The organism is Vibrio iocasae (genome assembly GCF_042245395.1).
GTDB lineage: Bacteria > Pseudomonadota > Gammaproteobacteria > Enterobacterales > Vibrionaceae > Vibrio > Vibrio iocasae.
In genome coordinates, this window is the sequence record NZ_CP145310.1 from 1,203,584 (window position 1) to 1,219,142 (window position 15,559).

Annotated in this window: 16 protein-coding genes; 4 read left to right on the forward strand and 12 right to left on the reverse strand. The window is 44.3% G+C overall.

Translation table 11 applies throughout. The annotated features are described in order from the left end of the window. Positions 1-66 precede the first annotated feature (66 nt). From SNR28_RS05435 to SNR28_RS05445, 3 genes are all read left to right on the forward strand, one after another. Positions 67-666, forward strand: a complete 600-nt coding sequence (locus SNR28_RS05435) for a hypothetical protein (RefSeq protein WP_375748196.1) — start codon at positions 67-69, stop codon at positions 664-666. A 162-nt stretch (positions 667-828) separates the two neighbouring features. Next, complete coding sequence (locus tag SNR28_RS05440) at positions 829-1,089, forward strand: hypothetical protein (protein WP_375748197.1); 261 nt, start codon at positions 829-831, stop codon at positions 1,087-1,089. A 135-nt stretch (positions 1,090-1,224) separates the two neighbouring features. Then, the gene (locus tag SNR28_RS05445) at positions 1,225-1,500 is read left to right on the forward strand and encodes a hypothetical protein (RefSeq protein WP_375748198.1); all 276 of its coding nucleotides are present in this window, start codon (positions 1,225-1,227) and stop codon (positions 1,498-1,500) included. Positions 1,501-1,571: 71 nt separating this feature from the next. Here SNR28_RS05445 and SNR28_RS05450 read toward each other — a convergent pair whose 3' ends face one another. From SNR28_RS05450 to SNR28_RS05505, 12 genes are all read right to left on the reverse strand, one after another. Then, positions 1,572-2,354: a DUF5718 family protein gene (locus tag SNR28_RS05450; protein ID WP_375748199.1), complete on the reverse strand. Its 783-nt coding sequence runs from the start codon at positions 2,352-2,354 to the stop codon at positions 1,572-1,574. A 106-nt stretch (positions 2,355-2,460) separates the two neighbouring features. Beyond that, positions 2,461-3,399 (reverse strand): triphosphoribosyl-dephospho-CoA synthase CitG, encoded by a 939-nt coding sequence (citG, locus tag SNR28_RS05455; RefSeq protein ID WP_375748200.1) that lies wholly within the window; start codon positions 3,397-3,399, stop codon positions 2,461-2,463. After that, positions 3,386-3,907, reverse strand: a complete 522-nt coding sequence (citX, locus tag SNR28_RS05460; protein WP_375748201.1) for a citrate lyase holo-[acyl-carrier protein] synthase — start codon at positions 3,905-3,907, stop codon at positions 3,386-3,388. Before citX (SNR28_RS05460) ends, citG begins: the two co-directional genes overlap by 14 nt. 3 nt (positions 3,908-3,910) lie before the next feature. Then, complete coding sequence (gene citF, locus SNR28_RS05465; RefSeq protein WP_375749904.1) at positions 3,911-5,380, reverse strand: citrate lyase subunit alpha; 1,470 nt, start codon at positions 5,378-5,380, stop codon at positions 3,911-3,913. 72 nt (positions 5,381-5,452) lie between these two features. Next, on the reverse strand, positions 5,453-6,328 hold the full coding sequence (gene citE / locus SNR28_RS05470; protein WP_375748202.1) for a citrate (pro-3S)-lyase subunit beta: 876 nt from the start codon (positions 6,326-6,328) through the stop codon (positions 5,453-5,455). Continuing rightward, entirely contained in the window at positions 6,328-6,621 is a 294-nt protein-coding gene (citD, locus tag SNR28_RS05475) for a citrate lyase acyl carrier protein (protein WP_375748203.1), read from the reverse strand. Before citD ends, citE begins: the two co-directional genes overlap by 1 nt. A 331-nt stretch (positions 6,622-6,952) precedes the next feature. Further along, positions 6,953-7,645, reverse strand: a complete 693-nt coding sequence (locus SNR28_RS05480) for a response regulator (protein WP_375748204.1) — start codon at positions 7,643-7,645, stop codon at positions 6,953-6,955. Next, on the reverse strand, positions 7,642-9,276 hold the full coding sequence (locus SNR28_RS05485; RefSeq protein WP_375748205.1) for an ATP-binding protein: 1,635 nt from the start codon (positions 9,274-9,276) through the stop codon (positions 7,642-7,644). The genes SNR28_RS05480 and SNR28_RS05485 overlap by 4 nt, the downstream gene beginning before the upstream one ends. Positions 9,277-9,605: 329 nt before the next feature. Then, on the reverse strand, positions 9,606-11,228 hold the full coding sequence (locus tag SNR28_RS05490; RefSeq protein WP_375748206.1) for an ATP-binding protein: 1,623 nt from the start codon (positions 11,226-11,228) through the stop codon (positions 9,606-9,608). Positions 11,229-11,370: 142 nt separating this feature from the next. Further along, positions 11,371-12,675, reverse strand: a complete 1,305-nt coding sequence (locus SNR28_RS05495; RefSeq protein ID WP_375748207.1) for a sodium ion-translocating decarboxylase subunit beta — start codon at positions 12,673-12,675, stop codon at positions 11,371-11,373. Between the two features lie 9 nt (positions 12,676-12,684). Further along, a complete protein-coding gene (gene oadA / locus SNR28_RS05500; RefSeq protein WP_375748208.1) occupies positions 12,685-14,487 on the reverse strand; it encodes a sodium-extruding oxaloacetate decarboxylase subunit alpha in 1,803 nt (600 codons plus the stop codon). 18 nt (positions 14,488-14,505) lie between these two features. Continuing rightward, positions 14,506-14,760 carry an OadG family protein gene (locus tag SNR28_RS05505; RefSeq protein ID WP_375748209.1) on the reverse strand — a complete coding sequence of 85 codons (255 nt, stop codon included), beginning with the start codon at positions 14,758-14,760 and terminating at the stop codon, positions 14,506-14,508. Between the two features lie 259 nt (positions 14,761-15,019). On the opposite strand from SNR28_RS05505, the gene citX (SNR28_RS05510) reads away from it, so the two are divergent. After that, positions 15,020-15,553, forward strand: coding sequence for a citrate lyase holo-[acyl-carrier protein] synthase (citX, locus tag SNR28_RS05510; protein WP_375748210.1), 534 nt, complete (start codon positions 15,020-15,022; stop codon positions 15,551-15,553). The last annotated feature ends 6 nt before the right edge of the window (positions 15,554-15,559 follow it).

Genomic DNA, 15,559 nt, shown 5'->3' on the forward strand with positions numbered 1-15,559 from the left:
AGCTACAGTTCCTGCAACAAATGCCGATATACTAGATACATTGAACCCAAACTCAATCAACACGATATGAAGACGTATCTATTTTTATCTTTAGCTTTCCTGCTAAGTACACCAGCTACAGGTGTTCCGCTTGATACGTATAAAATCCTCAATCATATCGATAATTATGGAAATCTTTATCTTCGCAACAAGCCGTATACTTCATTACCAGCCGACCTGACAGTTAAAGGTAACTTAAATGTTTCCAAAACTCAGATAGCCAGCTTACCACAAGGTCTTGTTGTCGATGGTAGCCTTGACGCCTCCAATAGTGCCTTAAAAACGATAAGACGTGGAACCAAGATTAAAGGATACGCGAACTTACTGGGCTCGCAGATTGAAAATTGGCCTACTGGTGTTCAGGTGGGCGGCTATATTAACCTGACAGATACTCCCCTCAAGTCTCTCCCCCCCAGACTTCACGTGAAGGGCGATTTGAGCGTTATACGAACCCCTATCGAAGAGCTGCCTAACCAAATCATCATCGATGGGAATCTTTATATTGGTGGTTCAGCTATTACTAAGTTTCCAGAAACCATGACAGTGAATGGAAACATATATCTGGGTGGAAACATCATTTCTAAATGGCCAGACAACCTAACCTTAGGTGGAGCCGTTGCTCGTTAATCTGCAACTTTTAACCCCTGCAAAACCATAATCCATAAACCTCAGTAATCTTAATCCCTAACATTATCCTGACGATAAATTGTTGCTATAAAAACATACAAATAAATTAGAAATTTAAAATTCTCTTATTCAGTCAACTATTCATAGTTATAGGGCCACTTAATGAGAGTAAACTCCCAGGTACGCTTAAATCACAACCAAATTCCAGTGTTAAGTTTGTCTCAGGCTTCTCAATTAATTCGTGAAGTGGCCGAAACGGCGACATTTAATCGCTCCTACTCCGATGATAAGAGTGATGGTTATGCTTGTCGTTCAGAGACCCGTCAAAACAATCGTACCCCCTCTGCACTATATACCGACAAAGGCCATGCTATCTCAAGTCAATCCGTCCACAGGGGCAGGCACCTCAGCACATACGCTTAAGAGCGTTATTTACTTTTTTAACCATTAAAGTCACTTTAAAGCTTTAGTGCCACGACTTGATGCGCCTTCACTCAAAGAATTTGTAGCCCTCACTCCATAAAATTAATCTCGTTCCACAGCATAGAGATTAATAAGATGATTGTTACCAACATTTCAGACGATACCGTTACAGAAAAAGCACGCCAGAACTGGCTAAATTACTGGAAACACTTTGCTAAGAGACAGTATTGCTACTGCTCTGAAGTGAACTGTACTGAAAAGCACGATCATGGTGTGTTGGTAAAAAACCGAGAGCACTCGGGTGACAAGTTTTTTGTCGTTCCTTTATGTAAAGAGCATAGTTACGGGTTCCAGCATCAGCTAGAAATTGATGAAAGCGTTGACGTTATACCAGCGGAATTGTGTTTGTAGGGATTTTGGGAACAGAGCAATGAAGTATTTTCATTGCTCTTTTTTTTATTTGTTGAGCTCAACTAAGCGAATCAGACCACTTCCTGAGACAAAGTTAAAATCTCATCGTTATTGATGATTTCTTTGCTGACAAATAACTTTTTCACTTGCTCCTGACTCCAGGAACTCGCCTGAAAAGCGGCAATATGCACTGTATCCCCCTTCTCTACAAAGTTATCCTCTCCCCATTGAGAGTAATTTGGTGCACCCGTAAATAAGATCAGTTCTTCCGGAAAGCTCATTTCATTCACAGAAGGTAAGATTTCCTCATACATACCTTCACTCTTTTGGTTGTTAACTCTATCTATGACCCACTTTATTAGCTCATCACAAAATACTTTTGTGTCGGTACAATTTACCAATAGCGTAGCACAGTAAAGCTCGCCTTCACGTTCAATGTAAGACACCAGGTTCAGGTTCCTACCGTAATTTTCAGGTGTAAAATCGAGCATGTCCCACCATAGACGATTTATGCCTTTTGACTTTTCACCCCATGCTTTGCGCTCAGAAATCTTAGAGGAACCGTCCAACTTACGGATAGTAAAATCATTTCCAATGGTCATTTGCAAAGGCTTCAGTGAAGCGAGCTGATTTTTCTCATACTTCGCTTTAAAACGAATCACAAACTCAGGCTCAATATCAACATTGGTTCCTGTTTTTGGATATCGGGCCTCGCTTCCGGTGGTCAATGTTTCCGGGTGTTCTCGGTTAATAACAAATATGCCGTTCGGCATTGGATGTTCTTCTACATTTTCAGCCCCACTTAAGTGACCGAAATAGTTGCCTATGATTCCTATACAAATAGAGTTTGTCATTCTTTACCTTTCTGTTGAGCTTCCCAGTATAAAAAAATCCCCGCTTTCACGGGGCAAAACTTACGAGAGTTGAAATGGAGATAGTTTTTATGTTGTTCTTTTTTGCTCAGCTCGTTCGCGAGCAAAGATTTAACTGTGCTAAAAGCCAGGTTGCGGCCAATAGATCCGCGCTGCCTCCTGGGCTTAAATTCTTTTCAATCAATCTATTATCAAATTCCATGATGAGAGTTTCGTTATCTGAGCTATCACAGTCAAAAGAATCTAGCAGAGCCGATGACTGTTCCTGAACGAAGTTCAAACCCGCCACCCCTCCGCGGTTAATAAGGTTGGTATCACTATTATTAGCCATTATCGAAAGTAATGTCCTGGACATCGCCTGCTCTTCAGAGCAGTCTAATTTCATACAATGCTCGTATACTGGCAAACCATAATCAAATATTGTCGGGTATCCTTTAGCCGCCTCGCCACGGATACCGCTCAAGCCATGCTCTCTAAATATTTTTTCACCCGCAGTGGTGGCTCTTTTCTTCGAACCCTTAAGATCGTCTTCCACCAAGGTTGCACAACAGGCACGGATAACTTCTCTTACTCTGTTAGCGTTAAATCTGTTTTCTGTTGCGTATAACCACCCAACAGATCCGCAAATCAACCCCAGAGTAAAGATCATTCCTTTGTGGGTGTTTACATTTTGAGTCGCTAAAAACATCGCTTTTTCTGCCCTAATTCCAACTTGCCTTAGGGAAGGTAAGATTTCACTCGCACTGTGCTTATGTTGTTGCATACCAACCTGAACAAATTCCTTCATAAAAGGGCGAAGTGCATTCGAGCTTGCGATAAAGGTATTGATGTCCATATCGGTATGAGCACCGGATGATACACAATCAACAAGTCCGGCTTTTGGTGTCAAGTGTGCCTCAAGCATCATGGCATGATAGGCAAGATTGCCTGCCAACTCTGTAATGTTGAGTTTTAAAGAACCCTCAGCAGAAGGCTCATATATACAGCAATCGTCCAACAACCAACGAATAGAATTACTCGCAATCATGTATCATCTCGCTCATCTTGTTTTTTAACTCTGAGAGGTTGTGTGCTCGACTTCGGGCACAAACCTTTGCCTCATTGTCACAAACCAGGCATTTCCGCCTTGGAAGATTCAGGTTATCTCTGGAAACAGCGATCCCTTGCTCATCCAATACATCAATGTCGAATAAACGGCCTAAAGGATGTTCATCTTCGATGCTCACCATGGCATGTTTGACTTCTTCAGCACTGCTAATTCCCGCAGAGATAAGCAACTCACTCCCCGTGTCTGAACTGTATTTTTCAATGCTAACAATGGGAATGTCCTGAATTCGGCAAACATCCAGTATCGCCTGATAGCCCTGCTCAAACGCAACACTCGAAATCTTGTTACGCTTTACCTCTCCCATCATATTAATAGTGAAACTGATGAGCGGTAATGAGTAGGTCTCAATCCACTCCTTCTGACGGTTTGCACGACGCTCGCGACTCGCCAGAACTTGTTCAAGCGTTACTTTAGGCCCTGAGTACAATGTTTATTCCTTCACTTGTTTGATGACATCAATCACTGAACCATCACGGTAACGAACGTAACCGACGATGTTATCCAGATATTCGATTGGTTTTGGCTTACCCGTTAACAGCTCTGCGCGTTGTTGTAGTGCCTGGATATCAAATACCTCGATACCGGCCTGTTCGAGACGTTGCTTGATCTCTTCACGAGCAGGGTTAACCGCAACACCATGATCAGTGACCAGTACATCAATTTCAGTTCCCGGAGTAACCACATTCAATACTGAATTAACTACGGTTGGGATACGGCCTCGAACTAATGGAGCGACAACAATAGTCAGGTTCGCAGAAGCGGCTGTATCACTGTGGCCACCAGATGCGCCTCGAATTACACCATCCGAGCCGGTAATAACGTTAACGTTGAAGTCTGTATCAATTTCCAGTGCGCTAAGAATCACGACGTCGAGACGCTCAACCGCAGCCCCCTGAGAGGAAGGATTCGCATACTGATTAGCTGAAATCTCGATATGTTTCGGGTTTCTTGCCAACGAATCAGCCGCATCGGAATCAAATGACTGAACATCCAAAAGCGTCTTGATTAACCCTTTTTCATGCATAGCTACCATGGTTGAGGTGATACCGCCAAGGCCAAAACTTGCAGTTACGTTCTTTCGCACCATTTTATCTTCAAGGAAACGGGTAACCGCCAATGAAGCACCACCGGAACCAGTCTGCATTGTGAAACCGTCATAGAAGTAGCCTGACTGCTCAATCACATCCGCTGCTTTACGTGCAATCAGAAGTTCACGTGGATTCTTTGTCATTCGGGTTGCATCACCACCTATCTTTGACGGATCACCTACTTCATCAACTTTTACAATCGCATCCACAGCATCCTGAGCGATAGATGCTGGTGAGTTAGGATATGCCACCAACTCTTCCGTCAGAACGACAACCTTGTCTGCATACTCAGCGTCAACTTTCGCATAACCCAAAGAGCCACAACGTGAACGTCCGGTCGTTGCGTTTGCATTACCAAACTCATCACAAGTGGGTACCCCAATAAAGGTAACATCAATCTTCAGCTCACCTGTCTGAACAAGGTGAACTCGCCCACCGTGAGAGTGGATCTGTACAGGCTCATCCATCAGGCCTCGAGAAATTTCTTCCGCCAGCTCTCCACGAATACCTGAAGTGTATATTTTGCTTACGACGCCATTTTTAATATGACCTACAACTGGTGCGTGAACAGCTGAAAGCGAGCTTGAAGCCAGAGTCAGGTCCTTGAAACCCATTTCTGCAACCACTTCCATCACCATGTTGATGGTCTTATCGCCTCCGCGGAACGAGTGGTGGAAAGAGATGGTCATACCATCCTTTAAACCGACTGACCTGATTGCGTCTTCCAGAGACTCGTGTAGTTTGCGAGTCAGACGGTTTTCTTTTTCTAGCATGTGACCCGTTATTTCATGCGCATTGGTGAATGGTCGCATATTAGCGTGTCCATTTGCTGGAATCGCAATTTCTCGGTTTAGTGCGTTTTTAATGCTTGTCATGGTGATGCCCTACTCTTTAATTCCAGTTTCTGCGCGTTGTAATGTCCAGCGAGCCCTTTCGATAATTGGGCCATCGACCATTTTTCCGTTAAGAGATGCAACACCCGATCCCTGAGCCTCTGCTTCTTCAGCTGCCTCAATAACTGCTATGGCATGATCAACTTCTGCCTGAGACGGTGCGAACACGTTGTGAAGCATTTCGATCTGACGCGGATTAATCAGCGATTTGCCATCAAAACCAAGTGACTTAATATGTTCTGCTTCTTTCAGGAAGCCCTCTTCGTTGTTGGCATCAGAATAGACAGTATCAAAAGCCATAATTCCGGCCGCACGTGCAGCCTGAAGAATCGAGCAACGAGCAAATAGCAGCTCTGTTCCTTCCGGTGTTCTTTGAGTGCGTAGATCCCGAACATAATCTTCGGCCCCTAGCGCAATACCAATCAAACGATCGGAAGCTTTTGCTATTTCGACAGCGTTATTGATACCCATAGCCGACTCAATCGCAGCCAGCATACGGGTACTTCCCGGCTCACGGCCAAACTGCTCTTCCGCTTCCGAAATCAGGTTATCCATGTCGATAACATCTTGCGCTGAATCCGTTTTCGCCAGACGAACGGCTGTAACACCCGCTTTAACCACTGCACGTACGTCGTCACGGCCAAACGGAGTATCCAGACCATTTACACGAACAATTGTCTCAATATCCTGATAAAGCGGATGTTGAAGCGTGTTGTATACCAGCATACGAGCGGTATCTTTTTCTCGCAGCGAAACCGAGTCTTCCAGATCGAACATAATGGCATCTGGTGTATAGATGAAGGAGTTGCTTAACATTGCTGCGTTGGATCCTGGTACAAACAGCATACTTCTACGTAACTTGCTCATTATAGATTTCCCCAGACCATCTCTTCTGTCTTTGCAGCGCGCATAGCAGCAGCCTGCACTCTTGCTCTGATGACGCAATCCAACGCGCCTTTATCGTTGACCGAAACATTTGCTGCCTGAATACCCATTTCAGTCAGAGTGTCCGTCACTACCTTTAAAATCAGTTCGTCAAACTGCTTCTCTACAGAGCTGGTGATTTCAATGTCCAGGGAGTCGTCTTCTGAAGGCCATACCTCTACCAGCAGGTCGCTGGACTCTAGTGTTCCAGCGTATGATCGCTGAGTGATTATCATGTTCTTTCCTCTTGAATCTTGGGGTGAGTACGTCAATAAATCGATTCGAGGCGGATGGGAAAGCAAGGGCGTGGTGACCTAGTAACCAATTCGTCTGAAAGCCATTATCTGTCTGGCTTATATTTTCCGTATTGGGCAGCAGGAATTAGCGATAGCTATCAAGTTTCACTACAGGTTAAAAACCATTAATGAATTTTATGAATTTAAAGGAAAAGAGTGGGTTATAAAGAGACAATCCCCACTTTCGCAGGGATCAATTACTGGTTCTGTATCTGTTATCAAATACGTACTGGTTTTGCGTTGAGCTTATAAAATGGAAAATTAAAACGGGTTAGCTCGATTTTAAGTAGACACGTTCCGGTCGACCTACTCGTCCATGTTCGTTTTCTGCTTCAAGAAAGCCACTAGCAGCACAATATTCAAGATAACGACGCGCGGTTGTCTTGCTGATACCGACTCTGTCTCCCAAACTCTCAGCGGTAAACTTAGTACCGACGTTCTCGATAAACACCATTTTAATTTTATCGAGGGTCAGCTCACCGATTCCTTTTGGCAAAGTGTTCGATGTTTTCTCTCGCGCTTGGATATTAAACAGGTCGTCAACATGTCGCTGGCTAATATTGTCATAAGCGTTTAACGCACTATAGTATTTCAAGTATCGGTTTAATGTGTCTTTTAATCGGTCATAGGCTATCGGTTTTAGGATGTAATCGAAGCAACCACAATGCATCGCCTCTTTTACTGTGTCCATTTCGCTGGCTGCAGTTACCAGAATCACATCAGGCTTTTTATCGTTCTTTTCAGATACGATTTCACGCAGAAGGTCGATACCCTGCCCGTCGGGCAAGTAATTATCCAGGATAACCAGCTGTGGCTTGTGCACCTTAATCATGGTACGAGCCATATTCAGATCAGAGGCAATGCCTACCGGATTGAAGCGTATCATCTGTCTTAGGAACTGAGCATGAAGTTCCGCAATTCCTGTCTCATCTTCTACGATTATAACGTCTATTGATTCCATCATTTGTTACCGTCATTTGGAATAAAAATTGAAAAAATGGTTCCTTTAGGCTCAGCATCATCCACCATAATTACGCCACCAGCATTCGTGACATAATGATTTATTAGATATAAGCCTATCCCGTGCCCTTCACTATTTTTCTTACTCGTAACACCTCGAGTAAATATTGTATCTGCTATCTCCGGATCGATACCGCAACCGTTATCTGCAACTTCAATGACCAACTCTTTACCCGAGTCTGTGATCAAAAAAGTCACCTGCTTATTGCTATCCGGATTTTTTAAAGTCGCTTCAAATGCGTTGTCCAGCAAATTGCCTATTACTGCTGATAACTCATTCAAATCTATATGACTTCCTAGCTCCGTCAATTGACATGTCGGGTCAAACTGAAGGTCTAATCCAAGCTCTCTCGAACGGGTATATTTCCCTAACAATAAACCAGCTAACTGCTTGTTATTTATTCGCGAACTAATAAAGTCAATTAATTTCTGCTTTCTATTATTTTCACGGTTTATAAGAGATAGCGCTTTATCATATTCACCTATTTCGATTAATCCCGAGATCATAGAAAGTTTATTTGCGTGTTCATGCCTTAGCACTCGCAAATTATCGGTATATTGTTTAATTTGCGTTAATTCTGCAGTCAAAGAGTTAATATCATCTTTACGTCTGAAGCTCACAACCCAGCCAATTAACTCTTCGTTATCAATCATGGCAACTCGGTTAGCAATAAAAGTGTTGCCATTAAACGATACAATTTCATCTTTCAGGTTCTTCTCGAATGGTGCCTGAAAGAAGAACTGTGTATGGCTGACAAACTCCATAATACTGCGGTTCTTAAGCTGAAAGACTGACTTGTCCGTCCCCATCATTGCCAGCGCGGTATTGTTTACCGTTAATATCTTACCCTGCTTATCAATTGCAATAACACCTTCATAAACCGACTTAAGAATCGATTTTTGAAGATATAAAGCAAGCGCAATTTGTGATGGCTCCATGCCATTCATTCGGCTCTTTATATGGCTGGAGAAAAACCAGGCACCAATAATCGTCAAGATAAAGACGATAATGACATCGTAGGCAAAGGGTTTAGCGTAAAACAACAGCCACTGATCAAATCGATTCAGCAGATAGCCAACAGACACGACTCCGATTATCGTTCCATCAAAATCAACGATAGGTGTTTTACCCCGGACACCATATCCAAGGCTTCCCTCACGAACAGAAACGTAAGACTCGCCACGCTCAAGCGCCCCCGCATTATCCCCACCCTGCATGGCAAACCCGATCTTCTCTTTAACAGGGTGCGCAAGTCTTATACCTTCAGTATCACCAACCACAATAAAGCTGGCGTCAGATATCTTGGTTAAACGGTCTATAAGCTTTTCTACTTCCGGTACATTTCTGACTCGGACTTCTGCAATCAATTCTGGGTCACTGGCGATTTCTCGCGCCTGAATCAACGCTCTGGTACCCACCTGATCTTCAAGCGTGTCCACTAGAGCAGAATGGAAGTTCGAACCCATAAAGATCAACTGGAGTGACATCAACGCAAAAATCAGCAGAAATACCTGCTTTCTAAAAGAAAAACCGGATTTCACTTTATCCATAAGCTGATGAGAAATTTCGTTCATATCCTCGTTACCGTCTTGCTTATTTTCTGTCCATAGATATTTAAAGATCGGGGTAATTATATTTTTATTTATATTTCTATTCATAAATAAATGTAAAAGGTGTGACAGTGAATATAATTTATTCTTTGAGTAAATAAACAGGGGGCGATATATTATCCATACAATAAATATATCCAGATCTTCCAATCATACTTTTTATCGCCTTAAACGCGTTAAATGGTTTTAATGAATTTAATTCAAATTTGGTTTAAGAGTTACACGGGTATTGTTCGAAATTAGTACAGGATGCCTGGACAGACACCCTGCACAATCGACAAGGGGAAGATCGACTATTTTTTGGGGATAAAGATGGAAAACACGGTCCCTTTCGGGCGAGCTTCATCAACCATAATTACACCACCAACATTGTTGACGTACTTATTGATGAGATAAAGACCAACACCGCCACTGCTTTCATCTTTACTTGAAACCCCGCGAGAAAACATCGTTGTGGCGATCTCAGGGTCAATACCGCAACCATTATCTTTCACTTCAATCACCAACTCCTTAGTGGCATCGGAGATTAAGAAGCTGACTTCTTTGTTACTTTCCGGGTTCTTCAAGGTTGCTTCAAACGCGTTGTCCAGTAGGTTGCCAATAACCGCCGCAAGCTCGTTAGTGTCAATTGCTTCACTATCTTCAGCGAGCTGGCTGTTTTCGTCGAACTTCAGGTTCAATCCCAAAACACTGGCTCTTGCGGCCTTACCAATCATTATTCCGGCGATTTGCTTACACTTAATCCGACTAGTAATAAACTCTTTTGTTTCCTGTTTCCGGTACTTTTCATTGTAGATTAACCCCAGAGCAGAAGAGCTCTCTCCCATCTGGATAAGACCTGCAATTGTGGAGATTTTGTTTTCATACTCATCACGCATTGCACGCAAGTTGTCTGTGTACTGCCGTACCTGAGAAAGCTCATCCGTTAACGTGCTGATATCTTCTTTTTTGCGGAAGCTAATCACCCAACCACTTAGTCTCTCCTCATCGTAGATAGCAACACGGTTAGCAATCATCATCTCCCCGTTTACTTTAATCAGTTCATCTTTTAGGTTTTCGTCATACGGTGTGCTGAAAAAAAACTGTCCCTGATTGACGTAATCGAGAATATCATTGTCCTTAAGTTCGCTCGGCTTTTTATCTAAGCCCATCAGCTCAAGTGCAGTAAAGTTAACCGTGAGTATCTTTCCTTGCTTATCGATAGCGACAATGCCTTCGTAGACAGAACGAAGAATTGATTTCCTCATGTTGTAAGCGAATGCAATTTCAGCGGGTTCTTTGCCATTCATGTTGCGTTTGATATGGCTTGAGAAAAGCCAACCTACAACCAAAGTAATAAACAAAATGATAAAGAAGTCTAAAACTAACGGCTGGGCATACTCAATCATCCAGCCATCAAAACGTTCTAAAAGATATCCAACGGACACAACACCAATAATATTGCCATACTGGTCTTTGACTGCGGTTTTTCCCCGAATAGAGACGCCCAGGCTGCCTTCATTGAGGGAGATATAAGACTTACCTCTTACCAAAGCACCATCGTTATCAGAACCTTGCATCGGCAAACCAACCCGTTCTTTTACCGGGTGAGAAAGACGGATTCCCTGCTCATCCCCGACAACGATAAAACTGGAGTCAGATACCTCTCGACGGCGCTCTATTAATTGCTCTATGAGGTCAGCTTTTTTTTCGGTCAGGTATTTTATGAGTAAGGGGTCGGTGGCGATCTCTCTTGCCTGAACAAGCGCTCTGGTTCCCACCTGGTGCTCCAGAGTCTCCAACGCTGCGCTTCGAAGGTTTACACCTATAAACGCAAGCTGCAATCCCATAGAAACAAGAATAAAGATAAATATTTTGTTTCTGAACGAGACACTGTTCTGGATCTTTTCCAGCAACCGAAGTGAATTATCAATCATATTACTCCCGCCTTTCTAATCGTTCTCAGGTTCTATCAGAACACTGGTTGTTATTCTTATCGTTTTATTTACTAGCCACTTAAATGCAGATACGACAAAAGGGAGAACATGTTCTCCCTTATTTGCCCATTAAAAGTAACGTTTAGCCACCCAATACATACTTAATCATCACACCTGCTGCGACCGCAGATCCGATAACACCTGCAACGTTTGGCCCCATCGCATGCATCAACAAGAAGTTTTGAGGGTTCGCTTCAAGACCAATCTTGTTAGATACACGAGCCGCCATTGGTACCGCCGATACCCCGGCAGAACCAAGTAATGGATTCACTTTCTCTTCAAAGACTTTGTTCATAAGCTTGGCCATCAGCAAACCGGCCGCAGTACCAACACAGAACGCTGCAATACCCAAAGCCAGAATACCTAGGGTTTGTGGCTGCAGGAACTTATCTGCCATCAGCTTAGAACCAACCGACAAGCCAAGGAAGATAGTCACAATATTGATCAGACCATTCTGAGCAGTATCAGACAGACGCTCGACCACGCCACATTCGCGCATCAGGTTACCGAAGCAGAACATGCCCAGTAGCGGAGTTGCTGACGGAAGAAGCATTGCAATCAGAATGAGAAGCATCAGCGGGAAGCATACTTTCTCTATCTTGCTCACCTGACGAAGTTGTTTCATCTCAATCTTACGTTCTGCTTCTGTTGTCAGTGCTTTCATAATTGGTGGCTGGATCATCGGAACCAGCGCCATATATGAGTATGCAGCGACCGCAATAGCACCAAGTAATTCAGGAGCAAGCATGCTTGAAACATAAATCGCTGTCGGGCCGTCCGCACCGCCAATAATGCCGATAGCCGCTGCCTGCGCAACGCTAAAGTCCATAATGCCAAACTGACTCAATGCCAGTGCGCCAAGCACAGTCGCGAAGATACCAAACTGAGCTGCAGCACCGAGTAGCAACGTCTTAGGGTTCGCAAGTAGCGGACCAAAATCCGTCATTGCACCAACGCCCATGAAGATCACTAACGGACCAACACCCGATGCAATCGCAACACTGTAGAAGGTATAAAGCATTCCGTCTGAGTATTTGTACTGCTCTGCAAGTAGATGAAGATTCAGCTTCTGCTCCGGAGTCGCCAGCGCATAAGCCTCTTTAATTACCTTAGGAGCCGTATCTGAGATGTTCAGAATAGATGCGAACGACTGCATTACATCAGCCTGACCTGCATGTATCGCGGCTTCTACCGCGCTGATAGCCAGGTTCGCATCAGGCAGGTTCGAAAGAATCCCGCCCAAACCGATTGGCACAAGCAGTAAGGGTTCAAACTGCTTCACTATCGCAAGATAGAGAAGCACCATACCCACCAATATCATGATGGCCTGGCCCCACTGCAAATGCAGGAAGCCAAAGTCATTTATAAGAGCTAACGCGCTTTCCATGTCCTACCCTTATGCCAGTGCCAGCAAAGTATCACCCACCTGAACAGCATCACCTTCAGATACGGCTACGTGGTCAATTTTACCGTCACGTGCGGCTTTGATTTCGGTTTCCATCTTCATCGCTTCAAGGATCAGAAGCGTGTCGCCTTCTTTCACATCCTGACCCGCTTTCGCATGAATCTTCCAGATGTTACCTGCCAATGGCGCAGACACAGGCTCGGCATCACCTGCTGGTGCAGATGCTACAGGAGCAGCAGGCGCACTTGCCGGAGCGGTATCAGCGACAGCTAGCACTTCAGGATCAGCACCTTCGTTGATTTGAACAACATACGCCTTATTGTTTACGTTCACTGTGTAAACCGCGTTGTCAGCCACTGGTTGAGGTTTAGCTTCTGCCTTAGGTGTAGCCACTTCTGCAGTTGGCACAGGTTCAAACGCGTCTGGATTGCCACGATTTTCAAGGAACTTCCATGCCACCTGATCAAACAGTGCGACTGTTAACACGTCATCAATGGCATTTTCAGCAAGCGTAATACCTTTCTCTTTCGCTTGTGCTTCCACTGATTCCGTCAGGCTGTTTACTTCCGGCTCAATCAGATCCGCAGGACGACACGTAATCGGTTCGTTACCTTCCAGTACACGTTGTTGAAGTTCGCTGTTCACCTCTGCAGGCGTTTGGCCATATTCGCCTCGAAGTACGCCTGCAGTCTCTTTAGTGATCGTTTTGTAGCGCTCACCCATCATTACGTTGATAACCGCCTGAGTGCCAACAATTTGAGACGTTGGGGTAACCAGTGGAATAAAACCAAGATCTTCACGTACACGAGGGATCTCCTCTAATACTTCATCAATGCGATCCAGAGAGTTCTGTTGTTTTAGCTGATTTTCCATGTTTGTTAGCATGCCACCTGGCACCTGAGCAACAAGGATTCTTGAATCAGAGCCGCGCTGTTGGCCTTCAAAAGCGTGGTATTTTTTACGCACTTCACGGAAGTATGCGGCAATGTTTTCGATCTTCTTAATATCCAGACCCGTATCGCGCTCGGTTCCTTTAAGAGCCGCAACAATCGATTCTGTCGCTGGGTGGCCATATGTACCGCTCATAGTAGAAATCGCAGTGTCAACACGATCAACACCCGCTTCAATCGCTTTAAGCAGCGTCATATCTGCAATACCAGCCGTAGAGTGACAATGAAGGTGAAGCTCTACGTCCAACTGCTTCTTAAGCGTCGAAACCAGCTCATATGCTTCGTATGGCGACATAACACCAGACATATCTTTGATTGCGATAGAGTTAACACCACACTCAACAAGTTGCTCAGCCACATCCACCCATGACTGCATAGTGTGTACCGGGCTTGTTGTGTAGCAAATCGTACCCTGAGCGTGTGCACCCTGGCGGTTTACTGCCTGAATCGCTTGCTCCATGTTGCGAACATCATTCAAAGCATCAAATACACGGAACACATCCATGCCATTCACAACAGCACGTTCAACAAATTTGTCGACTACGTCATCGGCATAGTGACGGTAACCCAGAATATTTTGTCCACGGAACAGCATCTGCTGTTTGGTCTTAGGCATCACTTTCTTAAGTTCACGCAGGCGCTCCCAAGGATCTTCCCCTAAGAAACGAATGCACGAGTCAAATGTTGCTCCGCCCCATGACTCAAGAGACCAATAGCCGATCTCATCCAACTCGGAAGCGATCGGCAGCATGTCATCGAGACGCATGCGAGTAGCAAAAAGTGACTGGTGTGCATCACGTAGCACCACATCCGTGATACCTAATGGTTTAACTGTTTTGGACATTACAAATCCCCTGTAATCTTATGCTTGTTGACTTAGTTTTTTCTTGTGGTGATGAAGTGCTGCGGAAATAGCGGCTACAACGGAATCGTCTGAATCTTCTGATGCCGCGTTCCTAACCTTCGCGGCTTTAGGAGCCGAAACCGGCTGTACCTTCATAGCGATGGTTGAAAGTAAACGAGTCGCACCGACAAGTAAGACGAGAAAAAAGAAAACAAACCCCATGCCGAGCAGCATAAGAGTTACGCCTTCCAGAATAATTGGACTTTCACTCATGTTAATAAACAACCTGTTAGTGATTAGTGTCCAAAAAGTCTAACTGAGAGACATGGGCAGACTTCGTGAAGTGCATCATTCAAAATCAACCACGAAACAACTTATATGGCGTTTATGGTTTTAATCCTTAGCAGCCAGAGAGTTAAGTGCATAAACGCCATTTAATACACTAGCGCCACTGGTAAATGCTTCCGATCACGCAATCTGTTACTTCTACGAAAATTAAACTCTTTATTACCGTCGTTATAAGGAGGCGAACATGTCGGAATCAGTAACCGTGTATGACAGACACGAAGGTGCACAAGTCAGAGCACAAAGACAACAACGCTGGATTGCAAAACATCAGTTACCACTAATCACCCTAACTACCTATATGCCAGCGCATATGGTTCATAGTACTGATGCTAAAAAGGTGTTTAACGAGGCCGTTAGTGCCACTAAAAAGCAGCTCAGTGAACTAGGCTGCAGAGTGGTAAAGGAGGAAGTTTTTCATCAAAAAAGTGGCGACGAAGCGATGTATATCGTGGCTGGTGCTTCTTCTTCTGAGCTAAAACGCACCATGATCAAGCTAGAAAGACAACACTTTCTAGGTTCATTGATTAATCTTGATGTCATGAATCACGAGGGGAAGACCATTTCCAGAAAAGCTTGTGAGCTGGAACCTCGAAAGTGCCTGGTCTGCAACGGGGCGGCATCCTACTGTGCAACAGTACATAAGCACACGCCTTCTGAGCTGGAGTCAAAGATCAACACCATGCTTGGGTCCTATTTTGAGCAGGAAGCGGTGGCCTGACCGAAT